Annotated in this window: 14 protein-coding genes; 7 read left to right on the top strand and 7 right to left on the bottom strand. The window is 70.6% G+C overall.

Annotated features, from left to right (window positions below; all coding sequences use genetic code 11):
* Window positions 1-622 precede the first annotated feature (622 nt).
* From ABZX61_RS62385 to ABZX61_RS62375, 3 genes are all read left to right on the top strand, one after another.
* Window positions 623-2,074: a GH25 family lysozyme gene (locus ABZX61_RS62385; protein ID WP_355211888.1), complete on the top strand. Its 1,452-nt coding sequence runs from the start codon at window positions 623-625 to the stop codon at window positions 2,072-2,074.
* Between the two features lie 249 nt (window positions 2,075-2,323).
* Window positions 2,324-3,841, top strand: a complete 1,518-nt coding sequence (locus ABZX61_RS62380) for an RtcB family protein (protein WP_355211885.1) — start codon at window positions 2,324-2,326, stop codon at window positions 3,839-3,841.
* A gap of 68 nt (window positions 3,842-3,909) precedes the next feature.
* Entirely contained in the window at window positions 3,910-8,340 is a 4,431-nt protein-coding gene (locus ABZX61_RS62375; protein WP_355211882.1) for an AAA family ATPase, read from the top strand.
* Here ABZX61_RS62375 and ABZX61_RS62370 read toward each other — a convergent pair.
* Together ABZX61_RS62370 and ABZX61_RS62365 are read right to left on the bottom strand one after the other, a co-directional pair.
* Complete coding sequence (locus ABZX61_RS62370; RefSeq protein WP_355211879.1) at window positions 8,314-8,907, bottom strand: methyltransferase domain-containing protein; 594 nt, start codon at window positions 8,905-8,907, stop codon at window positions 8,314-8,316. The genes ABZX61_RS62375 and ABZX61_RS62370 overlap by 27 nt on opposite strands.
* A 4-nt stretch (window positions 8,908-8,911) precedes the next feature.
* On the bottom strand, window positions 8,912-9,115 hold the full coding sequence (locus ABZX61_RS62365; RefSeq protein WP_350734196.1) for a 2TM domain-containing protein: 204 nt from the start codon (window positions 9,113-9,115) through the stop codon (window positions 8,912-8,914).
* A gap of 319 nt (window positions 9,116-9,434) precedes the next feature.
* Here ABZX61_RS62365 and ABZX61_RS62360 point away from each other — a divergent pair, with 319 nt between their 5' ends.
* Together ABZX61_RS62360 and ABZX61_RS62355 are read left to right on the top strand one after the other, a co-directional pair.
* On the top strand, window positions 9,435-11,057 hold the full coding sequence (locus ABZX61_RS62360) for an FAD-dependent oxidoreductase (protein WP_355211876.1): 1,623 nt from the start codon (window positions 9,435-9,437) through the stop codon (window positions 11,055-11,057).
* 76 nt (window positions 11,058-11,133) lie between these two features.
* The gene (locus tag ABZX61_RS62355; RefSeq protein ID WP_355211874.1) at window positions 11,134-12,141 is read left to right on the top strand and encodes an NAD-dependent epimerase/dehydratase family protein; all 1,008 of its coding nucleotides are present in this window, start codon (window positions 11,134-11,136) and stop codon (window positions 12,139-12,141) included.
* A gap of 6 nt (window positions 12,142-12,147) precedes the next feature.
* Here ABZX61_RS62355 and ABZX61_RS62350 read toward each other — a convergent pair whose 3' ends face one another.
* Together ABZX61_RS62350 and ABZX61_RS62345 are read right to left on the bottom strand one after the other, a co-directional pair.
* Complete coding sequence (locus ABZX61_RS62350; RefSeq protein WP_355211872.1) at window positions 12,148-13,335, bottom strand: cytochrome P450; 1,188 nt, start codon at window positions 13,333-13,335, stop codon at window positions 12,148-12,150.
* Between the two features lie 326 nt (window positions 13,336-13,661).
* Entirely contained in the window at window positions 13,662-17,021 is a 3,360-nt protein-coding gene (locus ABZX61_RS62345; protein ID WP_355211869.1) for a BTAD domain-containing putative transcriptional regulator, read from the bottom strand.
* Window positions 17,022-17,155: 134 nt separating this feature from the next.
* Here ABZX61_RS62345 and ABZX61_RS62340 point away from each other — a divergent pair, with 134 nt between their 5' ends.
* The gene (locus ABZX61_RS62340) at window positions 17,156-18,349 is read left to right on the top strand and encodes an SGNH/GDSL hydrolase family protein (RefSeq protein ID WP_355211866.1); all 1,194 of its coding nucleotides are present in this window, start codon (window positions 17,156-17,158) and stop codon (window positions 18,347-18,349) included.
* 145 nt (window positions 18,350-18,494) lie between these two features.
* On the opposite strand, the gene ABZX61_RS62335 is transcribed toward ABZX61_RS62340, so the two are convergent.
* The 3 genes from ABZX61_RS62335 to ABZX61_RS62325 all read right to left on the bottom strand — a co-directional run bounded on the left by ABZX61_RS62335 (window position 18,495) and on the right by ABZX61_RS62325 (window position 25,677).
* Window positions 18,495-19,331: an alpha/beta hydrolase gene (locus tag ABZX61_RS62335; RefSeq protein ID WP_355211863.1), complete on the bottom strand. Its 837-nt coding sequence runs from the start codon at window positions 19,329-19,331 to the stop codon at window positions 18,495-18,497.
* 284 nt (window positions 19,332-19,615) lie between these two features.
* A complete protein-coding gene (locus ABZX61_RS62330) occupies window positions 19,616-22,741 on the bottom strand; it encodes an amidohydrolase family protein (RefSeq protein ID WP_355211861.1) in 3,126 nt (1,041 codons plus the stop codon).
* 1,082 nt (window positions 22,742-23,823) lie between these two features.
* Window positions 23,824-25,677 (bottom strand): PHB depolymerase family esterase, encoded by a 1,854-nt coding sequence (locus ABZX61_RS62325; protein ID WP_355211858.1) that lies wholly within the window; start codon window positions 25,675-25,677, stop codon window positions 23,824-23,826.
* Between the two features lie 245 nt (window positions 25,678-25,922).
* On the opposite strand from ABZX61_RS62325, the gene ABZX61_RS62320 reads away from it, so the two are divergent.
* Window positions 25,923-26,393: a MarR family transcriptional regulator gene (locus tag ABZX61_RS62320; protein WP_349449740.1), complete on the top strand. Its 471-nt coding sequence runs from the start codon at window positions 25,923-25,925 to the stop codon at window positions 26,391-26,393.
* The last annotated feature ends 168 nt before the right edge of the window (window positions 26,394-26,561 follow it).

The raw sequence follows: 26,561 nt of genomic DNA, 5'->3' as shown, positions 1-26,561 counted from the left end.
CTACCTGTCCAACACCCCCGAAACCGGAGCGGCCTCCTACACCTTCCGTTACGGCGACGCCGGTGCCGCTCCTCTGGTCGGTGACTGGGACGGCGATGGCAAGGACAACGTCGGCGTTCGCATGGGCAACACCTTCTACATGCGTACCAGCCCTGTCACCAGCGCCACCGAGACGACGACCTCCGTTGCCTACGGTGACGCCGACATGATCCCTCTGGTCGGTGACTGGGACGGTGACGGCAAGGACACCGTCAGCGCCTACAAGGCCACGAATGCCACTTTCTACCTGTCCAACACTCCTCAGACCGGAGCGGCTTCTTACACCTTCCGTTACGGCGACGCCGGTGCCGCCCCGCTGGTCGGTGACTGGGACGGTGACGGCAAGGACAACGTCGGGGTCCGCATGAACGGCACCTTCTACATGCGTACCAGCCCTGTCACCAGCGCCACGGAAACCACGACCTCCATCGGCTACGGCGACCCCTCCGACCTGCCCCTCATCGGCGACTGGGACGGCAACCACATCGACTCCCAGGGCATCGTCCGCTGACCCACCCCCCAACACGGGGGCGGACAGGAATCCCGCCCCCGTTGGAACCGGAGAAATCTCATGATCAGATCCATGCGGGCCGTCCGTGTCATGGCCGGAGTGGCCGCGTTCGTATCGGTGATCGCCCTGGGGGTGCAGCCGGCGCAGGCCGCCGTCCCGGCGGGATACACGGTCGGCGGCACCGACGTCTCCAACCATGCCGGAACGATCGACTGGGCGCAGACGGCGGCCAAGGGCGTCAAGTTCGGCTGGGCGAAGGCCACTGAGGGCCTCGACTTCGTCGATGCGACGTACAACGCCAACTACCACAATGCCAAGGCCAACGGCGTCTACATCGGGGCCTACGCCTTCGGCCGCCCGGACAAGGGCGTGAACACCGGAAAGGCCCAGGCGGACTGGCTCATCTCCCACGCCCAGTACGTCAACGACGGCAAGACCCTCCCCCTGCAGCTCGACATCGAGTGGCCCTGGTGGACGACGTCCGCTCCGATGTATCCCTGCTACGGGTTGTCGACCACTCAGATGGTCACCTGGATTCGCGACTTCGTGAACGAGGTCAAGGCGCAGACCGGCCGGGAAGCGGCCATCTACACCAACCCCAACTGGTGGAACCAGTGCACGGGGAGCAACAAGTCGTTCTCGGCCAACCCTCTGGAGACCTCCAACTACAGCGGGTCCCCCGGGGCGTTGCCCGCGGGCTGGTCACGCTTCACCGCCTGGCAGTACGCCGGCTCCTCCAGCACCCTTCCGGGCTCGCCGACGGTGTTCAACGGCAGCCTGGCCGACCTGGCCGCCTTCGCCGGTTCGCCGAGTCTCGGTGTCCTGGAGTTCTACCTGTCCGACAGCCAGAGCTCGAATGTGGCCACCCGCCCGGTCATCGCGTACGGCAACAGCCCCATGGTCCCGATCCGTGGTGACTGGGACGGCGATGGCAAGGACACGGTCAGCAGCTTCGACCCGACCACCGCCACCTTCTACCTGTCCAACACCCCCGAAACCGGAGCGGCCTCCTACACCTTCCGTTACGGCGACGCCGGTGCCGCCCCGCTGGTCGGCGATTGGGACGGTGACGGCAAGGACAACGTCGGGGTCCGTATGGGCAACACCTTCTACATGCGCACCAGCCCCGTCACCAGCGCCACCGAGACCACCACCTCCGTCGCCTACGGTGACGCCGACATGATCCCTCTGGTCGGTGACTGGGACGGTGACGGCAAGGACACCGTCAGCGCCTACAAGGCCACGAATGCCACCTTCTACCTGTCCAACACTCCTCAGACCGGAGCGGCTTCTTACACCTTCCGTTACGGCGACGCCGGTGCCGCCCCGCTGGTCGGTGACTGGGACGGCGACGGCAAGGACAACGTCGGGGTCCGCATGAACGGCACCTTCTACATGCGCACCAGCCCCGTCACCAGCGCCACCGAAACCACGACCTCCATCGGCTACGGCGACCCCTCCGACCTGCCCCTCATCGGCGACTGGGACGGCAACCACGTCGACACCCAGGGCATCGTCCGCTAACGGGTAGCCGGCGATCCGGATCGCGCGTGGGGCGTGCCGCCAGCAGGCGGCACGCCCCACCGCCGTGAGCGGAGACGTAAATCCGTGGTGTGCGCGGCGCGTGCCGTACTACAGTCGGACACGCCTTCACCTCGCGGCTGCTGAACCACGAGGCCCACGGCGGCGGCCCCGGCCCGTCGCCCTCTCCGGCGCGCTTTCGACCGCGCCCGCCCTTGCATCGCTTTCAGCAGCCCGAAGGACTTCACCATCATGCGCACCCGTCAGGACCACCGTCTCATGCGCCGAGACGAGCAGTGGCTCACCCTCCCGAACCCTTGGGACGTCCCCGTCGACATCTGCGCCGACGAACGTGTGCCTCTCGAACCGGCCGCCGTCGACGAAGTGCTGTCCGTCCTGGAGACCGCCGACACCCTCGCCGGCCTCGCCGAGGCCGTACCCGGCCACGACGGCCCGCCGCCCCGCCTGATCCGCCTCGTCCTCACCCCCGACTTCCACAAGGGCGCGGGCATCCCGATCGGCACGGTCATCGAGACCGAGGGCGTGCTGCTCCCGCAGGCGGTCGGCAACGACGTCAACTGCGGCATGCGGCTGGAGGTCACCTCGCTCACCGTGGAGCAGGTACGGCCGCGCCTGGACGACCTGGAACGGCGGCTGCGGCACCTGTTCTTCGAGGGCGGCCGCCGCATCGCCCTCACCCCCGCCCAGCGGGAGGCACTCCTGCGCGACGGACTCCCAGGGCTGTTGCTCACCGGCGACGCCCCCTGGCAGGGCCACCAGCCGACCGACACCGAGGACTGCCTGGACCGCATGCACGCTCCGGCGTACCCGACCGGCACCGCCGAGGCGTTCGCCGACTGGATCACCAGCGCGGGCGGCACCGAGGCCGCCAGCCACGACAGCCTCATCGGCAGCATCGGCGGCGGCAACCACTTCGCCGAACTGCAGTACGTGGCACGGATCCACGATCCCGCCGCCGCGTACGCGTGGGGCCTGACAGCGGGCGCGGTCGTCCTGATGGTGCACAGCGGCTCACTGGCGCTGGGACACCAGGCCAACGCCACAGCACTGGACCGGCTGCGCCAGACCTGGCCGCCGGGGTTGTCGCGGCCCCGCAACCAGATCCTGCCGTTCCTGCTGAACGAGCGCACGGCCGCCGCCCGGCGCCGCTACCTGGACGCGTTCGGCAACGCCGCCAACTTCGCCTCAGGCAATCGGTTCTTCCTCGCCCTCACCATGCGGGCCGGGCTCGCCGCCGAATGCGGCCAGATGACGGCGCGGCTGGTCTACGACGCGCCGCACAACCTGTTCTGGCAGGAGGAGGACCGCGTCATCCACCGCAAAGGCGCGACGCCGGCGGGTGGTCACGAGCAGATGACCGGCGGCCCGTACGCGATGTGGGGCGAGCCCGTGATCGTGCCCGGGTCCATGGGAGCGTCCAGCTACCTGCTGCGGGGCCACGGCAACGCCCGCACGCTGGCCAGCGCCTGCCACGGCGCCGGACGGCGCGTCCCGCGCGGCGCCACCGCACGGGGCGGCGACCATGACCTCGACGCGTTCCTGCGCGAGTTCCGCGTGGTCACGCCGCTGGACCACCGCGATCCGACCGTGGCGCGCCGCACGGACGTGATGGCGGCCTGGCGGCGCGACCTCAAGCAGGAAGCTCCGTGGGCGTACAAGGACATCGGACCCGTGGTGTCGAGCCTGCACGCGGGAGGTGTGGCGGACCCGGTGGCCGAGTTGCGCCCGCTCCTCACCGTCAAGGGCTGACCGCCTTCCCCGCGCACGGTACAGGCACCTCGACGACCCGGTTGCCGACGTCCGGATAGGGTTCGTGCGTGCGCCACGGTGAGCTCGTCGGACGGGACGAGGAACGATCGCGGCTCGTGGCGCTGCTGGGCGACGAGGCCGGCCCGGTCCTGGTGCTCTGGGGTGAGGCCGGCCTCGGCAAGACGGCGTTGCTGGACGGGTTGGCAGCGGCGGCTGCCGGGTTCCGAGTGGTGCGCGGCGCCGGGGCGGAGGCGGAGCGGGACCTGGCGTACGCCGGGCTGCATCAGCTGATCTCCCCGCTGCTGCCGGACTCGGCCGGCTTGGATCCCGGGCACCGGGCGGCGATCGACGCGGCCTTCACCGGGACCACCGGTGCCGCGCCGCAGGTGATGGCGCTCGGCATCGCCGTACTGGACCTGCTCACGCTCGTGTCGGCGGCCACGCCGCTGCTGCTGGTCGTCGATGACGGGCAATGGCTGGACGCGCCGAGCGCGCAGGTGCTCGCGTTCACCGCGCGGCGCCTCGCGGGTACCGCGGTGCGCGTGGCGATCGCGGTGCGCGCGGAGGTGCCGTCACCGTTCGACGGGGCCGGGCTGCCGGAGCTGGTCCTGGAGCCGCTGACCGAGCACGCCGCCGCAGAGTTGCTCGACCTGCGGCAAGCCGGGCTCGACCCGTACCGCCGGAATCTGATCTTGCGGACCGCGGCTGGGAATCCGCTGGCGCTGCTCGAATTGCCCCGATCCACGTTGCTGGACTCCGGCACGATGACGCTGTCGCGGCGGCTGGAGCAGGTCTACGGCGGGCGGCTGCGCGAGCTGCCCAAGCAGGAGCGCGGCGAGCTGCTGCGGGCGGCGCTGGACGGCGCGGGTGCCGGATCGGCCCGCAGAGTCGGTGCGGTCCGGTACCGGATGCGCGGCGTCGGCCGGGCGGTCGAGGCGGGCCTGCTGGCCCCGGACCCGGCCGGCGGGGAGCCGGTGTTCCGGCATCCTCTCGTGCGGTCGGCCGTCGTCCAGGCCGCGACGCCGAACGAGCGCCGCGCCGCCCACGCCGACCTTGCCCGGCTGCACCGCGACAGCCCGGAACGGCGGGCCGTGCACCTGGCCGCCGCCACCGTCGACCCGGACGACGACGTCGCGGCGGCCCTCGAAGTGGCGGCTGTCTCGGCGACCAGGCGCGGCGGCGCCGCGATCGCGATCACCTGGCTGACCCGTGCCGCGGAACTGAGCCGCCGCTCCGCCGACCGGTCCCGGCTGCTGGCCGACGCGGCGTTCGTCGCCGGGCAGGCCGGCTTGCTCGACGCGGCGCAGGGCCTCGCCGAGGACGCCGCGGTGGACGGCCCGGCGGCGGTGATCACCGCCGGATTCGTGGCGCTGTACCGCGACGGTGATGTCGCCGCGAATCACCGGCGGATCTCGGCACTGCTCGAGTCCGGGATCGACGACGCCCGGCTGACCGAACGTGCGCTGAGCCTGCTGCTGGCGATCAGCCAGTTCGCCGTCGACCCGGTCCGCTGGGCGCGCACCGACGCGCTTTTCGACCGGTTCGGTGGCGGGGTCAGCCCGTCGACGGCGATCGTGCGGGACGCGTGGGGTGACGTCGTGAACCGCGGCCACGGTGTGCCGGAGCGGATCGCCGAGGCGCTCGCCGGGCCGGCCGCCGTCGCGCCGTGGCATGCGATGCGGCTGATGGTCTCCGCGTTCTACCTGGGAGTGCTGGGCGAACATCGGGCGTTGCTGCGGCGCATGGTCGACCGGGAGGCGGAGTCCGGCGCGGTCACCAGCGTGATGACCCTGCTCCAGGTGGTGATGCTCGATCAGATCGCCACCGGTGCGTGGGCGGAGGCCGAGCAGACCGGCCGCCGCGGCCTGGACCTCACCACCGAGCACGGGTACCGGCTGTTCGCCCAGGCGTTCCGGGCATTCCTCGGGCTGCTGGCGGCGTACCGAGGCGACCTGGCCCGGGCCCGCGAGCTGCAGGCGGCCGTGGACGCCTGGGGGCGGCCGCGCGGGGTGGGGTTCCTGACCGAGTACGCGGAGGCGATCGGCGCCGCCGCCGCGCTCAGCGAGGGTGAGTACGAGACCGCGTACGCCTACGCTGCCGGGATCACCGCCCCGGGCGGGTTCACCCGGTACTCGCAGCAGGCCACCCGTACCCTGCTCGACCTGGTCGAGGCCGCCACGCACACGGGCCGGCACGCCGCCGCCCGTGCGCACGCCGAAGCCGCCCGGGACGCGGGCCTGCCGGCGCTCTCCCCACGTCTGGCGCTGCTCACCGCAGGGGCGCTGGCGATCACCGCGCCGCAGGAGGAGGCCGGTGCGCTGTTCGCCGCCGCGGTCGCCCACCCCGCGGGCGCGGCGTTCCCGTTCGAGCTGGCCCGCATCCGGCTGGCGTACGGCGTGTGGCTGCGGCGCGCCCGCGAGCTGGTCCTGGCCCACCTGCTCGCGCTGCTCCTCGCACGCGCGGGCAAGCCGATCAGCACGAGCGAGTTGATCGATCTGATCTGGGGTGATGACGTCCCGGCCTCGGCCGTCAACATTCTCCAGAAGTACGTGGGCTCGCTCCGGCGGTTACTCGAACCGGCGTTGCCGGCTCGCACGAACGGCACGTACCTGGAGCGCCGCGCCAACGGTTACCTGTTCGCGGGCGGCGCCGACATGCTGGACCTCCTCGCCTTCCGGGAGTTCGTCGAGGCGGCCAGAGTCAGCGTCGCGGAGCAGCGCCCCGATGCGGCGCTCGACTCTTACGTACGTGCGCTTGTGTGCTGGCAGGGGCCTGCGGGTGATGGGCTCTTCCACGGATCGACCGCGATGTCGATCTTCGCCGCACTGGACGGTGAGTTCTTCGACGCGTGCGCGGCGGCGGCCGAGCTCGCAGTGTCGCGGGGCCGGCCCGCGCGTGTGCTCCAGCCCTTGTACCTGGCCGCCGGGATGGCTCCGTTGCACGAAACCGTGCAAGCCGGGCTCGTCGCCGTCCTGGGCGCCGCCGGTCACCAGTCAGAGGCGCTGAAGGTCTTCCGGACGGTTCGCGCCCGGCTCGCCGAAGAGCTCGGCATCGGTCCCGGCCCGGCGCTGCTGGAGGCGTACCAGCGGGTGCTGCGTCAGCCCCTGACCTCGGCCGGCGGGTACGACGCGCACGCGAGGACGGCGAGCATCACACGGCCGGCTACCGCGCCGAAGCCCGCGCTCGTCGGCCGTGCCGAGGAGACGCACACCGAGCAGCGGCCGGCCCCCACCCTCGGGGAGCGGCCCACCGGCGGTCTGGTCGGCAGGGTGGAGGAGCTCGCGGTGCTGCGGCAGGCGGTGGAATCGGCACGTGCCGGAGGCACGGCGCTCGTCCTCGTCGAGGGTGAGCCGGGAGTGGGCAAGACCCGCCTGCTGGAGGAGATCAGCGCCGAGGAGGGCCGGCGCGGCGCGCTGGTCGTGTGGGGGCGCTGTCTCGAGGGAGACGGCGCGCCGTCGATGTGGCTGTGGGTGCAGGCCGTCGGCGCGGTCCTTGAGGAGTTGCCCGCCGCGGCGCGGGAGGAGTGGCGGTCAGGCGAGCTCGGCCGGCTCGTGGAGCCGCCGCCGGACAGCGGAGCCCGGTTCCGCCTGATCGAGCAGGCTGTCGCCCTCGTCGGCCAGGTATCGGCGCTGCGGCCGGTGGTGTTTGTCGTCGATGACCTCCAGTGGGCCGACGTCGCCTCGCTGCAGTTGTTCGGGCACCTGGCGGCTCGGCTTCCGAGCGGCACGGTGGTCATCGGCGCGCTCCGCGACCGCGCGCCGATGCCGGGCTCGGAGCTGGCGCGGATGCTCGCCGCGGCGAGCCGGCTGCCTCGTCATCGCCGGGTCCGGCTCGGCCCGCTCGGACCGGCCGAGGTGGCGGAACTCGTCCGCCACGAGACCGGCCGGACGCCCGGGGCCGGCGTCGCTCGCGGCATCCATGCCCGTACTGCCGGTAATCCGTTCTTCGTACGGGAGCTGTCCCGGTTCCTTGCCGACAGCGGTGAGCTCACCGAGGATGCCGCGGCGCGGGCCGGAATCCCGTTCACTGTGCGGGATGTCGTGAAGGACCGGATGGCCGGACTTGACGACTCTGCCCGAGAGGTGTTGCGGATCGCTGCTCTCATCGGCCGGGACGTCGAGCTCGCTCTGCTCGCGCGCGCCGCCGGGTTTGACGTGCAGACCTGTCTCGACCGTCTCGAGCCGTTGCAGGACCTCGGCCTGCTCGAGCCCTTTCCCGGCGACCCGTTCTCGTTCCGCTTCCCGCACGACCTGGTCCGGGAGTCGGTCGTCAGGACGATGCCACAGCGGCACGCGCCTCGGCTGCATCTGCGCGTCGCGGACGCACTGGAGCCCACCGCCCAGGACGACGAGCATGTCGCCGAGCGCCTCAGCCATCACCTGTGGGCTGCCGGCCCGCTGCTGAACCCGATCAGCGGCCGGCAGAAGGGACGCCCGGCCGCTGATCGGGTTCAGCGGCGGGGTGAGGTCAGGTCAACCTCGATCGCCGGCCTCGCGTAAAGGGCGACGGCAGTAGTAGACCAGAGCAGGCGGGAGATTGGCCCACACCGTCCGGCTGATGACCACCTCCTCGAATCGCGACTGCATGGAGCGCAGCAGGCGCCGGGCCGGTGGCGCCCATCGAGCATGTACGTAGGCAAACGTGGTGAACGCGCCGTGCGGCGACAGGCTTTCCACCACCGCGGACAACACGTCGCGTTGATGGTCCTCGGTGAACGCCGCCCAAGGAAGGCCGCTGACCACGACATCGGCCTGGTGCAGCCCGCGCTGCGCCAGCTCCGTGACGAGGTCGGTCGCGTCCGCACGTACGACGTCGACCGCCGGATAGAGGGCGGCCAGCTGCTGCGCGAATCGTGGATTCAGCTCGACGGCTATGTGCCGGCCGCGTCCGGCGAGGCGCCGCTGGATGGCCTCGGTGAACGAGCCGGTACCCGGGCCGAGCTCCACGACGACCGGGGAGCCGGTTCCGGGCACGGCCGCGGTGGCCACCCTGGCCAGTGCCGGGCTGCTCGGCGCGACCGCGCCGACCGTCAGAGGATCGCGTACGAACTCAAGGAAGAACGACATCGCGTCAATCCCGCTGGGACGGGCTGTGCCGGATCCGGCGGGACGGCGAGCAGACCGCCCAGATGTGCCACGCCAGTCCGACGCCCCAGACGCCCAGCGAGTACAAAGGCCAGAAGAAGTGTTTCGGGGTGAAGAGCCTCCACACCACGACCTGGGCCAGATTGGCCACGACATAGGAAATGACGTGGGCCGCCAAACCCCGCTTCATTTGCTGTGGACTTCTTCTCGTACTCATTCCGACCAGCCGCCCCGTTTCCATGCCGACCTTACGACGGTGCCAGGCTAGATCGGTCAACTTGACGACGACGGAACTGTCCGTGGATCTTTCATGCAGTACTCGTGAAGTGCCCGGCCCTACGCTGACCCGCGATCGAACCTGCCGGGAAGGGAGCCACGTACATGACGACCACCCGCCGAACACTGCCGGCCGGATCAGCCGCGGTCACCACCGGCGCCGGAATGAGACCCCTGTCCACAAGGGCCCATGCCGTCCCGGCGAGGGCAGCGCGACCACACGGAGGAACCACGTGAGCGACGGTGCGGCGCAGCGCGGGCCGGTCCTGGACGACGAGCAGTCCCGCCGGCTCGCCGAGTACGGCGAGGTGGAGCACGTCAAGGTCGGCCAGGTTCTGTACGCGTCCGGCGACGACTCCTACGACTTCTTCCTGCTCCTGACGGCGAGCGTGGACATCGTCCGGAACGCGACGGCGATCGAGCCGGAACGTCTGATCTACCACGGTGGCCCCGGCGACCACCTCGGCGAGCTCAATCTCCTGACCGGGCAGTACGTCTACCTGACCGCTCGAGTGGTGACCGCCGGGACACTCGTCCGGATCGGTGCGGCGATGTTGCGCCGGGTCCTCGCCGAGCAGGTCGACATCGCCGACCTGTTGCTTGAGGCGTTCCGGGAACGGCGCGAGTTCATCCGCTCGGTGGCCGGCAACGCCCTGGAGATCGTCGGCCGGCCGGACGCCGCCGAGACACTCGCGCTGCGCACCTACGTGACGCAGCTGCTCCTGCCGCATTCCTGGCTCGATGCGACCTCGGACTCCGGGCGCTCGCTGATGACGTCGGCCGAGCTCGCAGAGGACGAACTTCCGGCGGCGATCGCCGGCGGTTCGGTGCTGCGACGCGCGACGCCGGGAACGCTCGCGGAGGTGCTCGGCCTCACCTACCGGGCCGACGGACGTCCCGTTGATCTCGTCGTGGTGGGCGCGGGCCCGGCGGGGCTGGCCGCCGCCGTGTACGGGGCGTCCGAGGGCCTTGTCACCGTATTGCTGGATCGAAGCGGACTCGGCGGCCAGGCCGCCAAGAGCGCCAGGATCGAGAACTACCTGGGCTTCCCGCACGGGGTCAGCGGCGCGGATCTCACCCGGCTGGCGATGGTCCAGGCGCTCAAGTTCGGTGTGCGGATCTACTCGCCCTGTGCGGCGGCGGGCCTCGATCTCTCCGATGATCGACGGCCGGCCGTCCTGCTGGAGGACGGCTCGCGCATCGAGTGCCGTGCGGTGATCGCCGCCACCGGGGCGCACTACCGGAGCCTCGGCATCCCGCAATGGGCGACGTTCGAGAAGTCGGGCTGCATCCGGTACGCGGCGACCGACCTGGACGTCCGGGAGTACGAGAATCAGCCGGTGACGGTCATCGGGGGCGCCAACTCGGCCGGACAGGCAGCCCTGTCCCTTGCCGCCCGCGGCGCCACGGTGGATCTGATCATTCGCGGTGCCGATCTCGGGGCTCGGATGTCGTCCTACCTGGCCGACCGCATCCGGGCGCATTCCCGGATCAAGGTCCACGCCGGCAGCACGGTCCGCGAACTGGTGGGCGACGACACTCTCGCGTCGATCGTCGTCGAGAAGTCCGGTGGACGCCGGGAGCGGCTGGCTTGCCGCGGGCTGTTCTGCTTCATCGGCGCTGACCCGGTGTCGGGCTGGCTGAGCGGCGTGGCCAAGGACGACGACGGCTTCATCCTCACGGACAGCCGGCTGCCTGCCGGATCGTCCGGTACGCCCCTGCCGTTCCAGACGAGCGCATCCCGGGTCTTCGCGGTCGGCGACCTCCGCTCAGGCTCGACGAAACGAGTGGCCACCGCCGTGGGCGACGGTGCGAGCGCGGTCTCATCCGTCCACGCGGCGCTCGCGAGCGACTGACGGTCCAGCGCTGAGATACCGCCCGGCGGCCACCACCCGCCGGGCGGTTTCCTTTGTGGCGGGTTAATATCGGCTCGTGACGGTTCAAGATCGAAGCGCTTTCATCATCGGAGGCACGGGGCAGATCGGCCGGGCCACGGCCGCCCGGCTCGCCGCGGCCGGGTATGCGGTGACCCTTGGGCACCGCCGACTCCGTCCGGACGACGCGGAGCCGGACGGGGTGGTGTCGGTCCAGGTCGACCGCGCCGACACCGAGGCGCTGCTCAAAGCCCTCGACGGCCACGATCTGGTCCTGGACACGGTCGCGTTCACCCCACACCACGGTGCGCAGCTCGCCCAGTTGGCCGGCCGCGTCGGCTCGCTGGTGGTCATCTCGTCGGGAGCGGTCTACGAGGCTCCCGGCCTGCCGGTGCCGATCCCGGAGACGTGGCCGACGGTCGAGCGCGACACCCACGACTATCCGGCGGGGAAGGCGGCGCTGGAGCGCTGCCTGCTGGCGACGCCCGGCCTACCGGTCAGCATTCTGCGGACAGGCGTGCTGCACGGCCCGTACGGCAAATCGCTGGATCACTGGTCGTTCATCAAGCGGGCGCTGGACAAGCGGCCGCACGTCGTACTCGCCCAGGACGGGCGGAGCCGGTTCCCCACCACGGCGGTCGCGAACGTCGCCGAGCTGATCTATCTGTGCGGGCAGCACCCGGCGGCCCGGGTCCTCAACATCGCCGATGACCCGCTGACCGTCGCCGAGATCGGCGCCAGGATCTTCGCTGTCATGGGCCACGAGGCGGAGATCGTCACCTTCGCGGGCCCGTCGCGTCCGGACGGCCTGGGTTTCCATCCGTGGAATGTGCCGGAGCCGATCGTGTTCAGTATGGACAGAGCCCGTGCCGAGCTCGGATACCGCCCTGCCGTCTCCTACGACGACGCGCTGCGCCAGGACATCGAATGGGCCGCCCGCGCCGTGTCCGAGGCCGAGGCGGGCGGCGGAGGCTGGCAGGACGTCTTCCCCGATCTCGTCGATCGCCACGGCCCCGACGTCTGGTTTCCCTATGCGGCCGAGGACGCGTACGTCGCCGGCGCATAGGCGGCACTACCAGGCGACAGGCATCGCGTGCAGCCCGAAGAACGGGGCATCGTCGGCGAAGGACAACTCCTCGAACCCCGTCGCCAGGTGCAGCGTCGGTATCCGGGTCAGCAGCGTGCCGAAGGCGATCTGCAGCTCGGCGCGGGCGAGGTTACGGCCGATGCACTGGTGTACCCCGTAGCCGAAGGCGACGTGGTGGTGGGCGGACCGGCGGATGTCGAACTCGTCGGGGTCCTCGAACGCCCGCTCGTCACGATTGGCGGATGCGGCCAGCACCGTCAGGCGATCACCGGCGCGGATCCGCGCGGAGCCGATATCCATGTCGTCGGTCGCGATCCGGTCGAAGCTGACCCAGTCCTGCACCGAGTGGAAGCGCAGCAGCTCCTCGATCGCACCCGGCAGCAGGCCCGGGTCGTCGCGCAACGCGGCAAGCTGCGCCGGGTGCCGCAGCAGCGTGAGTACGCCTAGCGAGATCGTGTTCGCAGGCGAGTCGTAACCCGCGAGCAGCAGGAGAAAACCGATGTTGATCAGCTCGTCCGTGGTCAGCTCACCGGTGGGCAGGTGTCTGGCGGCCAGCCGCCGGATCATTCCGTTGTGCGGTTCACGCTCTGCGCTGCCGATAAGTTCTTGCAAATAACCGCGAACGTCCCTGGACGCCTGGGCCGCCACACTCGGATCCATACTCGTTACCGACAGCATCCGCAGCCGCGACTCGAAGAACTCGTGGTCGCCGACCGGGATGCCGAACAACTCGCAGAGGACTCGCGACGGAACGCGGCGCGCGTACAAACCGACGAGGTCAGCGGGCGCCCCGGACTCCAGCAACTCGTCGATCGCCGTATCGGCGATCCGCTGGAGGGCCGGACGCATGGCGTCCATCGGACGGGCACCGAGCTCCGAGATCAGCAACCGCCGGAACCGGCTGTGTTCCGGTGGATCCATGTCGACGAAGAAGCCGTCGTCGGGACGATCGTCGTCGGGCCCGCGAGGCCGTTCAGGGCGTCCGGTGTTCGAGCTGATCCTCGGGTCACTGAGGATCTGCCGCGCCTCGGCGTGGCGGGTGACCGCCCAGACCGGTGCGCCGTTGGGCAGGGCGGCTCGGACGACCGGCGCGGTGGCACGCATCCGCTGATACTCGTCCGGCGGTGCGAACGGGCAGGTCCGCTCCATGGGGAAGGTCGGCGTCGCGGTCATTTCCTGCTCGGATGTACTCATTGCACTTCCCCGTTCGAGCCGGACGCCACCCTGGCGATGTGATCGGAAACGACGAGCCGACACCTTGGCCCGGCTCCGCGGTACTGACGCTCACCGAGCACCACCACCTCGCACGCGAGCATGAGCCCAATCGGTCCACCACCGACTACCGCGACCTGTGCCATACCTACCTTTGCTCGGAGAATCATCGGATTGCCGACCACAGTGGCCGGAGCGCGGTCCTGCTTCTCGTGTGTTGGCAGATGCGTCTGTTCGGGTAGTGCCGATGCTAAATCGGGCGGTTCAAAATTGCTAGACATGGGCGCTCATACTGGAAGGTCCCGAAGATTCCCATGCGCCGCCTCGCCGTCCGGGTCGGCCGCGGTCACGGCCGTCTTCGCGTCCAGCTCCCAGCCTTTCGCGTACGCCGCGGCGAACTCTTCCCCACCCAGCGCGGCCTGACCCCGGCGGATGAGCTCGCGGACCTGCGGATCGGTGTGGTCGTGCGCGCCCCGCAGCCGGGCGGCGACCCCGAGCAGCACGGCCGACTCGTGCCGCCGCCCGCACGTCTCGGCGAGCGCGGCCGTGTTCACCGTCACCTGCGACAGGATCGGCAGTTCCCGGGTTGCCAGCGCGGCCGCGTACGCCTCCCGCAGCGCCTTGTCCGCGCCGGGCAGGTCACCCAGCGCCAGGCAGAGCGCGGCCCGTGCGCAGCCGACCAGCGTCCGGGCGTGGCCCGCGGGGAACGCGGTGTCGCCGAGCAGACCCCGTTCGGCGTCGTCGAGCAGGTCGCCCGCCCTGTCCAGGTCGCCGAGCCGCACCCGCAATCCGGCCTCCCGCGCGTCGACCAGGACCAGCATCTCCGCCGAGGACGCGTGCAGCGCACGCTCCCGGGCGGAGTCGATCACCGCCATCGCCCGGTCGGTGTCGCCGCGCCGCAGGTGCACGTCGATCCAGCGCAGGTCGCTGTAGAGCTGGTCGCCGAGGCTGAGTGAGCCGAACTCGCCCGCCAGTGTCCGGGCCTCGCGCAGGTCGGCCAGCGCGCCGTCGAGGTCGTCGTACCGTCGCAGCTGGGCGCGCATCGCCAGCGTGGCGCCCTGGCCCCAGCGGTCGCCGGCCTGCCGGAAGCGGGCCAGGGCCGCCTTCACGTGGACACGCTTCCGGTCGAGCGCGCCCGCGTTCTCGGCGATCTCGGCCTGGAACATGTTGGCCAGCCCGGACAGCCACACGTCGTCGCCGTCGGCCAGGCGCTGGAAGGTCGCGAGCGCGGCCTGCTCCTCCTGCAGGAAGAGCAGGATCGGGCCGAACACGCGGTAGTGGCTCGGCAGCTCCGGATGCGCGAGCAGCCGGTCGGCCAGCTCGCGCATCTCCGCCCGGTCGTCCGCGGCTTCCCCGGCGGTGATCCCCGACAGGATGTCCGCCCGGTTGAGCAGGTAGACGGCTCGCGCGCAGTCGCGATCGGGAGTCGGCCCGCCGCCGGGCACCGCCAGGGCCTCACCCAGCCAGTAGGCGGCGTCGAGGTGGCGGCCGAACATCTGCCAGTACCAGGTCAGGGTCAGGGCGAGGGCGGTCGCGCCGGGGGAGTCGCGGGTGGCGCACAGGTGACGCAGGGCGGCGAGCGTGTTGTCGTACTCGGCGCCGATGACCTTCATGGCTGTCAGCTGGCCGGCCCCGCGCAGCTGAGGGTCGTGGCGGGCCATCAGCTCGGTGAAGTGTGCGGCGGCCAGGTCACGGGCCGTGCCGAGGTCGCCGGTGTCGGTCAGGCGGCCGGCGCCGTACTCGCGGATGGTTTCGAGCATCCGGTAGCGGCCGGTGCCGGGCACGAGCTGCAGCAGTGACCGGTCGACGAGGGTGGCGAGCAGTTCGGGGATTTCGGCGGTGGGTACGGCGGTGCCGGCGCAGACGGCGGTGGCCGAGGCGGGTGTGACGCCGCCGGCCAGGATGGAGATCCGTTCCGCGACGGTGCGTTCGTGCTCGTTGAGCAGCTCCCAGCTCCAGGCGATCACCGCGCGCAGGGTGCGATGCCGGGGTGGTGCGGTACGGCTGCCGGTGGTGAGCAGCCGGAACCGGTCGGAGAGCCCGTCGGCCAGGTCGGGCAGGGACAGCGTCCGCAACCGGGCGGCGGCCAGCTCGAGGGCCAGCGGCATGCCGTCCAGGCCGTGCACCACGCGCATGATGTCGGGCAGCGTGATCTCGTCGACGTCGAAACCGGGTCGCACGGCGGCGGCCCGCTCGGTGAACAGGCGCACCGAGGCCGCCCTTCGGGCCTGTTCGACGCTGTCGTCCGGGTCGGGGAGCGCGAGCGGGGCCAGTGGCACGAGCGCCTCGCCATCGACCGCGAGGGGTTCGCGGCTGGTGGCTAGCACGCGCAGTCCGGGGCAGCGGGGGAGTAGCGCCGCGACCAGGTGGGCCACGGCGTCGATCAGGTGCTCGCAGTTGTCGACCAGCAGCAGGCTCTCCCGGCCGCCGAGCTCGCCGGCGAGGACGTCCAGCTCGTTACCCTCGACTCGCTTGCGGGCGTCGAGCATCGCGCCGCCCCGCAGCCCGGTCCCGGCGAGCACGGCCGTGGCGATCTTCGCCGGCTCGGTGACGGACGCGAGGTCGATGAGCCAGGCGCCGTCGCGGTATTCGTGGCGGTGGCGGCGGGCGGCCTCCAGCGCGAGCCGGGTCTTCCCGGCGCCGCCGGGGCCGAGGACGGTGACCAGGCGTCCGGTGGTGAACAGGGCGCCGATGCGGGTGAGATCGTCGTCGCGGCCGATGAAGCTGGTCAGCGGCGCGGGCAGGTCGGTCGGCCGGATCGGGTCGGGTTCGGTGGCCGCCTGCAACCCGGTTACAACTGCAGGGCTCCCGCCTTCGGCGTTCGCGCCCGCAGAGCTCCTGGCCGGAGCGCCTCCAGACGAGGCTTCTGGCGCCTGGATGGGCCGGTCGGGGCGCAGCAGGCGCAGGTGGCGTTCCCGCAGGGCGGTGCCCGGGTCGGCGCCGAGGACGTCGGCCAGGGTCTGGCGGGTCCGCTCGTAGACGGCCAGCGCCTCGGCCTGACGCCCCTGAGCGGCGAGCGCGTCCATCAGCAGCGCGGCCGCCCGCTCGTGAACCGTGTGCTCGGCCAGCAACCCGGTCAGCCGGGCAGCGGCCACCTCGGCCCGCCCCAGCGACAACTCGGCGTCGGCGAGGTCGGCGACCGCCTCGATCGACACATGTGCCAGCCGTGTCGCGACCGTGGGCGCGACCGCGGCGATGACCGCGGGTTCGGCGCCAGGATGGTCGCCCCACAACGCCACGGCCTCGGCGAGCGCGGCGCCCGCGGCCTCCGGGTCACCTGCCCGCAGCCTCTCCCGGCCGGCAGCGGTGAGCTGTTCGAAGCGGAGCGCGTCCACGTCGGCCGCGTCCACCGCCAGCCGGTAGCCGCCCGCGACCTGCACGACCACGCCACGGGCCGCGTCGGCCGGGGTGAGGGCGCGGCGCAGCCGGGAGACGAGGGTCTGCAGGGCGGGGGCGGGGCCGGACGGCGGCTCCTCGGCCCAGATCGCGTCGACCAGCACGCCCGGCTCGACCCGCCGGCCACCGGCGAGCGCCAGCCGTACGAGCAGGCCCTGCAACCGCGCGCCCGGCACGGGCAGGACGGTGTCACCGCGAGACACCTGAAACGCGCCGAGCAGCGTGACGCGAAGCCGTGCAACCCCGTCCATTCCCCAATCTTCGCGTGCTCCCCCGCAAGACCCCAAAGCAGGGCCGCCGTGTCAGCGCCGTGTTTGCCCCATGTCAGAGACCCGCCCCAGTCTTCGGCATGCCGTACCACCATCACGAACCACGGAGGCAACAGATGACCACGACGAACGACGCCGGCAGCTGGGTCCGGAGCTGGGGCGCCTCGCCCCAGGCGGCCCACGACGGGCTCGGCTCGCTCGACGACCACCCGCCCCTCGCCGACGTGACCCTGCGCCAGGTGGTGCGCATCAGCGGCGGCGGGCGCCGGGTGCGCATCCGCTTCACCAACGAGTTCGGGACCGCGCCCTTCACCATCGGCGCGGCACAGGTGGGCCTCGCGGTGCCCGGCGGCGGGGTGCGGCCGGGCAGCGAGCGCGTGCTGACCTTCTCCGGCGCGTCGGCCGTCACCGTCCCGGCGGGGGCGCCGATCCTCAGCGATCCGGTCGACCTGCCCCTGCCCGCCCTCGCCAAGCTGTCCATCAGCCTGTACCTGCCGGGGCGCGTGGAGACCTGCACCTGCCACGACCCCGCCCTGGAGACCGGCTGGACGATCCCGGGCGACGCCGTCGCCGCCCCGACCCTGCCGGAGAACGCCGAGGTTCTGCCGGTGCGGGCCCTGATCTCCGCCGTCGAGCTGCTCACCGACGCCCCGGCCAAGGCCATCGTCGTGGTGGGCGACTCCCGCGCCGACGGCGCCGGCTCGACCCCGGACACCAACCACAGCTGGCCGGAGCTGCTGGCCGAGCGTCTCGCCGAGCGGGGCGTGGCCGCCGGCTACGTCTCCAACCAGGGAATCAGCGGCAACCGGCTGCTCAACGACGGCATCGGTGTCGCCGCTCTGGCCCGCTTCGACCGTGACGTGCTGGCGACGCCCGGCCTCGGCTACGTGGTGCTCTCCGTGGGCGGCAATGACCTCGGCATCTCCTTCGCCCCACAGGACGGTCCGCTGGCGGATTTCCTGAAGATGTTCCCTGGCGCGCCGGTGACGACGGACGACGTCATCGCGGGCTACCGGCAGCTGATCGCCCGGGCGCGCGAACGCGGCGTGAGGGTCTACGCCACCACGATCCCGCCCTACGAGGGTGCGGAGATCTACACGCCGGCGGGCGAGAGCGCACGCCAGACGGTCAACGAATGGATCCGCACCGGCGGCGCCTTCGACGCCGTGCTGGACTTCGACGCCGTCTGGCGCGACCCGGACCGCCCCAGCCGGATCAGGGCGGACTTCCACGCCGGTGACCATCTGCACGGCAACGATGCGGGTTACCGGGCCCTGGCCGACTCCATAGACCTGTCGCTGTTCAGTTGAGTCAGCCGGCCGGCCGCGGGGGCGCGCACCACCGTGGCGAGGGCCGGCCGGGCGGCTCCGGGAGGGCTCAAGCGGGCACACGCCAAGGTCATGCGGCGGCTGATGCCGCCGCTGACCACGATCCGGCTCCGCGCGGTCCGAGATGTCAGATCTGCCGGTGAAGCCACTCCAGGCCCTCTTCGGCGTGGTTGACAATGGTGAAGTGGCTGTCGCCCGCGCAGAGCCGCAGCTCGGCGGTCGGGCAATGGGCCGCCAGCCATGACCCGTGAGTGGCGGGGATGATCCGGTCCGCGGTGCCGTGCAGGAGCAGGACGGGGGCGCTGATGGTGCCGGGATCACAGCCCCACGCGAGGGTGTAGGAGACGTCGTCGTCGATCTGGCCGTACGGGCCGGCGGCGAGAGCCGGTTCGCCGACCTTTCCCAGCCACCCCCACGGCCCCTCGAACAAGGCCAGATCGGCCGCGGTGAACTGGCAATCGTAGGCGAAGCCCGACGCCTGCAGCGCCGCCCTGACTTCGCGGCCCGCCGCCGCCGTCCCCAGCGCGGCCACGCCGGACGGGACCATCCCGGCGAACCAGTCCAGCCCGGCCGCGCCGTACGGGGCGATGCCGGCCAGACTCAGCACCCCCTGAACGCGATCACCCAGAACCGCCGCGCATCCCAGAGCATAAGACCCGCCGCCGGAGTACCCCGCGACGGCGAACCGATCGATGCCGAGCGCGTCCGCGACGGTTGCCGCGTCAGCGGCGACCGACGCGGTGGTGCGCCCCGGTGCGACGCTGGAGCCACCGTAGCCCGGCCGGTCGAAGGACACCCAGCGCAACCCCAGCCTGTCGGCCGCGGCGAAGAGCGGCTCCGGAGGCGCCCCCACGTTGGGCGTACCGTGATGCCACAGAACAGGCAGCCGCCCGCTTCCCTTCGAAGCGGTGTCGTAGACGTGCAGCGTGCGGCCCGCACCCACCTGGACGTCCAGCTCGATCATCTCATCCTCCTGTCCGCGGTCAACGCTCGCCGCCCCCCTCAGCCCTGCGGGCGGTAGTACGGAGGGACGCCCAGGATGATCGGATTGACCATCAGGTTCGCGCGTAACAAGCTACCGGTGAGCGTGGGACTGCCGAGGATCGCGATGTCCGTGCTTGACCTGGGCGAGTGCGTCCACCGAGGTCAGCGCGATGGACGAGGCCGCCCAGGAGACCGCGTCGAACGAGCTTGGCCAGGCCGTTCATCCGGTCGACGTTCGCACCCCTGTTACACGAGAACTCGTGCTCAGTGATCGTCGCAGCAGGCAGTTCGGGCTCCCTCGAGCTGGGCGGGGTCGTTCCACCAGTGGCTCGCCGTGCTCTGGTGGACGGGGACGCGCTCCTTGACCTTGCCGGCAGGCGCGGAGGCCGCGGGTGTCGCCTGGCCGGTGGTGGTGGAGGACGGGTAAGGCGCGAGGAGCTGCTCGACGGTGTGGTGTCTCCCGCCGACGACGACGGCGGTGACGTTGGCGGCGTCCTCGATGCGGGACAGCGGGTCGCCGTCGATGATGGCCAGGTCGGCGTACATGCCCTTGGCGATCCTGCCCAGCGGGAGGCCGAGGTAGGCCCCGGACGTGCTGGTCGCGGCGGTGAGCGTTTCGCGCGGGGTCAGGCCGTACTTGACCATGGCGCGCAGGTTCATGTGCAGGCTGATCCCGAGGTGATCGATCGGTGCGTCGGTGCCGGCGGTGACCACGCCGCCGCCGCGGATCATCGCCACGAGCTGCGCGACCTGGTTGGCGAGGTTCGTCCTGATCACCTGGACCGCCGTCGGGTCGGCGGTCTGGGCCGTGGTGACCGTCGCCCGCAGCGCGGCCATCCGCCAGTTCGGGTAGAGCCGGCGGACTCGTTCGTCGGTGACCAGCGAGGTGTCGTCCCTGTAGAGGGTCGAGGAGTTGAACAGGGTGGGGGTTCTGGCCATCTTCGAGGCGTTGAACATGGAGATGACGTCCGAGTAGGCGGAGCCGACATTCGTGACGGTGCGTGAGTAGCCGAACCGGTTGGTGGCGCCGACGTGCTCGGTCTGGTCGCCGCCCATGGCGATCGCCGGATAGTGGTAATGCGAGCTGACCGGCTTGCCCTGGCGGTGGGCCCAGTCGATGACCTCCCTGTGCCAGGCGACCGGCAGCCGCACGTAGCACTTCATCATGTCGTAGTCGAGGGCGGCGGCCCGCTGCAGTTCGAGCCGCAATTGGTCGTGGGAGTACGTCGGGCGCATGAAGTTGTAGTAGATGCGCGCCCCGTCGATGGCCTCGCCGGTGCCCAGGTAGCGCGGTGCGAGCCGGGAACCGGACTGCACCGACTCGCGCTCCTCGACCATGTGGTACGCAGGTGAGCCAGGTGAGCGCGTCGTGGTGACGCCCAGGGCGAGCCACAGCGGACCCTGCCGCGATCCGTACGCGTAGCCCTGCATTTCACGGTGATGGTGGATGTCGATCAGGCCGGGCATGACGAACCTGTCGCGGGCGTCGATCCGGGTGCCGGGCCTTCCGTCCCGGTGCGGCTCGATCGCGGTGATGCGCTGGCCTCGTACGATGATGTCGACGTCACGGACGACGCTGTTGGAGACGCCGTCCCACATGCGGCCGGCGTGAATGACGACCTGATCGGGGCCGGTGTCGTTGCGCCAGGTCAGCCGCATCGGAATCGACCGGGCGGGCTTGCCGTCGAGGCGCACACTCTTGAGACGTCCCTCGTTCAGGTAGAGGAGGGTGGCCGAGTCGCCTGCCCAAACGGGGGCGTCGGTGACCTCCCGGGTGACCTGACGGGCGCTGCCGGTGGGCCGTCCGGTCTTGTCGACGGGCAGGACCCACAGGAGCGATTCCATGGCGAAGGCGAGCATGGTGCCGTCAGGGGACCAGACGGGGCCGTCGTCACCACGCGTCTGCAGGGATCGGTGCGGCGCGGGGTCGATGTACGTGCCGGCACCGGTGGCCCGGTCGACGAGCAGGATTTTGGACAGTCCCTCACGGTAGCGTCGTGAGTACGGCACCACCGCGGCCAGCGCAAGGGTTCTGCCGTCGGGTGACCAGGTCGGGCGGCCTGGTTCGAAGGTGGCGTCGAAGACCTTCTGGATGTCGCCGGTGGCGACTTCCACGACCCACAGGGCGCCGTCCTGGTCCAGGTAGGCGATCTCCCTCCCGTCGGGCGACCACCGGACCGACAGGGCGGCGGAGTCGGTCAGATGGGTCACCTGCCGGTCGGCGCCGGTGCTCAGGTCGCGGACCCAGATATTGAGGGTGCCGGTACGGTCGGTGACGAACGCCAGTTGCCGCCCGTCCGGGGAGAAATCCGGGTCGGCTTTCCACCAGCGGTCACGGAAAAGCGGTTCCGGCGTGCCACCGACGCGCATCAGATAGATGTCGTTGAGCGCGCGGAAGGCGACGGCGGACCCGTCCGGGGACACGGCCGGGCTGCCGATTCCGACGACGGGGAACGACCCGGGCTCGTCGAATACGCGGACCCTCTTCTTGTACTTCGGCGTCGTCGTCGTCAGCGCGGCGGTGAAGCCGATGGTGCCGACGGACGCGGAGTTGAGGCGGCGGACCTTGATGGTGCCTGCGGAGGTGTAGAAATAGCGTCCGTCCGGGGCGAACCGGGCGCGGAACGGGAACACCTCCTCGCCGGTGACGAGGGCGCCCGCCGTGCCGGCCAAATCATTGGCGCCCGAGTGGAAGAGGTGGTAGGCGAGGTCGGTGCCGTTCGGCAGCCAGGACGGCTGGTGGATGACCTGACCTGTGGGCACCGTGACCGCGGTGCTGCGCGTGCCGGTGGCGACCTCGATGACGTCGATCCTGGTGTCGGCGACGACGAACGCGACCTTCCTCCCGTCGGGTGACCAGGCCGGCTCGTACTCCTCGGCGGAGCTGTCGGTCAGGACGCGGCTCGCTCCGGTGGCGACGTCGAGCAGGTGGATCCCGTAGCTGCCCCCCGCATCGGAGGAGTAGGCGATGGTGCGCCCGTCCGGGCTGTAGCGGGGCTCTCGATGATCGAACGGGCCGGTGGTCAACTGCGTGATCGCGGACCCGTCGGGCCGGATCGTCCACAGGTTGAAGACCCCGTCGCGGTACGACTGGAACACGATGGTGGATCCGTCCGGGGACCAGTCGGGCTGGGCGACGTCGTACAGATCGCTGGTGAGCCTGCGGGCGGTGCCCCCGGAGGCGGAGCAGACCCACAGAACACCGAGCAGGTCGAGGGCGAGCAGGCGGCCGTCGGGCGAGGGCGCGACGCCGAAGTCGGTGCCGGAGGCGACGGATGTCTTACCGGCGTCCCCCGCTACGCCGGCCCTCGCCGGTGAGGCCGGGGCGAGCACGGCGGCGAGAACGGCACCGCCACCCGCCAGGACGGCCCGGCGGGACGGGCGTGACATCGATCCGGAGGTGGAGGTGCTGGGGGGAACCGGTGAGTGAGACATCGGGGCTTTTCACTCCACTATTCACACATGGTCAGAGAGTCATCGAGCTGACACCCTTCTTCGGAGAAGGCGTCAGTGAACGGCTGAACGTGGTGACGCGCTATTCATGGTCCGAGGCGAAACGCGTTATCTGCCTGGCGTTCGTCCAGTCGATCAACGCCACCACCCGCCAACTCATCGAGCAGAGGCGGGCTGATGTGCTCATTGAGGGCAGTGGGACCTGCTTGACTAAAGTATGTGCATAGGAATGTACATACGTCGGTCAACAGAATTGGTCAAGAGGGGCGGGTGGGACGGGATCGCGTCGTGGGTCTGCGTCAGGCCGGACAGCCGGGCGTGAACTCGATCGGGGCTGCGCACCTTGGATCGACGACCGCCACTGCTACAACCATCACGGCGGACACACCGCGCTGAATGGTCAACCACCCGGCGGTAGGCGAAGGGAGGTGGACTCCCGTCGTCGGCGTGTCCGCTCCTGCGTGGTCAGGTCCTGAGTCGACGTTTACGGGCGTTCGATGCGGGTGGGGTTGCCGCGTACGAGCTCATCGTGGATGGGCCAGCGGGCGGTGGTGGCGGCGCGCCCCGCCGCCTCTGCGCCTGCCGAAAATTCCATCCGTGTTCTTGTCCCGATCGCTCACGTGTAGCAACCGCAGTGCGGCGAACGCGTTCGTGACGATCAGGTAGGCCAGGCGAAGGAGCACGGCCGATCATCATGCCGCAACCGCCTTGCTCCTGCCCGCCGGAACCCGTGCATGCCACACGTAGCCATAGCAGGGGCATGACCTGGGCGCACGTAATTTTCGGCAGGCGCAGACGTGGTCAACACCTGCGCCATCAGCTGACCAGCTCGCCCGCCCGGTCCCTGATGAGCCGCCGCACGACGAGGGCGGACGGTGAGGGCCTGCTGGCCTGGCGCTGGGTCAGGCACAGGCGGAGGGGCGGTACGCAGCCGGTTCTCCCGCCGGCGCGGATTCCTTGATCACGGCCCGGTCCCACCTGTCAATGACGGGGCCGTGATCAGGGAAGCGCGCTGATGGTCAGGCGCAGGTGTAGCCGGACGGCAGGGCGGTGTTGCCGTTGGGCCTGCTCGCTTGGAAGCCGAAACTGGTGGTGCTGGCTCCCGGCGCGAGCGTGCCGTTGTGGCTGACACTTCTGACCGTGACGGTCTGGCCGCTGGTGGTGACGGTGGCGTTCCACGAGCCGGTCAGGGTGTGCCCGGCCGGCAGGGTGAAGGTGACGGTCCAGCTGGTGATCGTCGAGGTGCTGGTGTTGGTGACGGTCAGCGGCTGGATCACATACCCGTTGCCCCACTGGGACTGCACGGTCGGGGTGGCCGAGCAGGCACCGGTCGTGCCTCCCTGTGTGGTGATCTGGACGGTGTTGGAGACCGGTGAGACGTTGCCAGCGGCATCGCGCGCCCGCACCTGGTAGCGGTAGGCGGTGTTCGCAGTCAGGCCCGTGTCGGTGAACGAGGTCGTGGCCGAGGTGCCGATCTGGGTGAACGTGCCGCCCATCGCGCCCGGAGCGCGCAGGATCTCATAGCCGGTCACACCGGTGTCGTCAGTGGAGGCCGTCCAGGTCAGGCTGGTGCCGGTTGTGGTGGTGCCCGAGGCGGTGAGCCCGGCCGGGGCGGTCGGCGGCGTGGTGTCGCCTCCGGTGGCGGCCGTGGTGAAGGTGGCCGGCGCGGAGTTGCCCGACAGGTTGCCCGCGCCGTCACGCGCCCGTACGTACACCTGGTATTGGGTGTTGGCACTCAGCCCGGTCAAGGTGATCGAGGTGGTGGTGGACTGGCCAAGCTGCGGGTCGGTGGCGCCCTGCTCCCGGTAGACGTTGTAGCCGGCCAAGCCGGAGCCGCCCTGGTCGGTGGACGCGGTCCAGGTCAGTGTGGCACTGGAGGCGGTCACGTTGGACGCGATCGGGGTGCCCGGCGTGCTCGGCGGCGTGGTGTCGGTCGGACTGGTGGTCAAGCCGAAGAACTCGATGGCGTAGAGGGCCATACCGCTCTGCGGAAGAGCATGCCCGGCGCCCTGGATGCTGTACGCCTCCACCTGCACGGTGCCGGACGGATTGGCGTACCGGCTGCGGGTCCAGTTTGCCTGCGGGGTGTCGGTGCTGGTCGGGGTCTGGCTCAGCCCGAACACATTGGTCCACTGCTCGATCGACTCTCGCAGCAGCGAGTAGGGCACGAGGGTGTCGCTGGTGCCGTGCCACAGCTGCATGCGCGGGCGGGGGCCGGAATATCCCGGGTACGCCTGGCGGACCGCATCGCCCCACTGCTGGGGGGTTCGGTCCATGCTCCCGCCGGTGCACCTGCTGCTTCCGGGTGGATAGTCGGAGGCGCCGGCGAAGCAGTTGAAGGGCACACCCATGAAGGAGGCCCCTGCCTTGAACATGTCCGGGTAGACGGCGAGCATGTGCTGGGTCATCATGCCGCCGGACGAGCTTCCAGTGGCGTAGACCCGGTTCGGGTCTCCCTGATAGTTCCGCTCGACATAGTCGATCATTGAGGCGATCGAGACCGGATCGCTGCCGCCGCCGCGCCGCTTGGCCGCGTCCGACCAGGTGTCGAAGCAGTTGCCGAACCCTGCCGACTGGGTGGCGGTCGGGTAGATGACGATGAAGCCGTATCGATCCGCCAGCGAGGCGAACTCACTGCCCTGGTAGAAGCCGGGACCGGAGCCGCCGCAGCCATGCATCGCAACCACGATCGCCGGCGAGGCCGGGTGCGAGTCCGGCACATAGACGTGCATCCGCATGTTGCTCGGGTTGTTGCCGAAGCTGGTCACCTCCACCAGGGTGGCGGCGACGGCCGGCGATCCGAGTACCACGGTCATGACGGCAAAGAGCGCCGCGGCGCAGGCACTAGCCAGCACCGTGGTCAATCGTCTCATTCGCGCTCCTCCTCTCCATATCCGCGGCGCGCCGCGGATCGGTCCGCCGCGTATTGACGTCGGTCGCTGGAAAATAGAAGGACCACGATCCGCCGTCAATGCACGCTTGGTGCGCCTGCCCGCCAGTTCACCTGGCAGAAAGCCGTTTTCCCTGGTTATCAAGTAACTTGCTATCAAGACCCTTGATATGGGTGTGGGAAACTTACATTGGAGCCCGTTCTGACGGGGCGCGATATCGTCTCCTGGTGACCGATCCGGGTGTCCCCGCGGCCGCTGCGCCGGACGCACCGCCGCCCCGTGTGAGCTACCTGGTGTTCCGGCTGGAACGCCGCATCCGCGCCTGCCTGGATGAAGCGCTCGCCCGGCACGGCATGACGACCACCGAATACATGGCGCTCAGCGAGCTGCGCCTGCGCGACGCCCCGTCCTCGGCCGACCTGGCCCGCATCGCCTTCGTCACCCCGCAGGCGATGAACCTGGTCATCCGCGATCTCGAACAACGCGGCCTGATCCGCCGTGACCCGCATCCCCGTGGCGGCCGCGCTCTGCGCACCCGCCTTACCCCGAAAGGCCTGAGCACCCTCCGGCGATGCGACCGCTCCCTCGACAGCATCGAAGCCGTCATGCTCGCCGAGATCGACGACCCGGACCGCACGACACTCGCGGAAGCGCTCACGCTGTGCGCCCGAGCTCTCCATCCGGACATGCGGCCCTGATCCCAGTCCTTCGCTCGCAGAAGCCACCACCGTCGCCCTGGCCATGCTGTGGTGCGGGGGCGGGCCCCGGCCACCCCAACGGGCCGGGGCCCGTGGTGGGTTATGGGGGCGCAAGAGTTGGTTAGTGGGCGCAATGCAGGTGGTTGATCTGGGGGGCGCAACGTTAGA

Origin of the sequence: Nonomuraea sp. NPDC003709, assembly GCF_040610775.1 — a bacterium.
Classification (GTDB): Bacteria; Actinomycetota; Actinomycetes; order Streptosporangiales; family Streptosporangiaceae; genus Nonomuraea; species Nonomuraea angiospora_A.
Note: the sequence above shows the minus strand (reverse complement) of the source record. Positions and strands in the feature narration are given on the sequence as shown.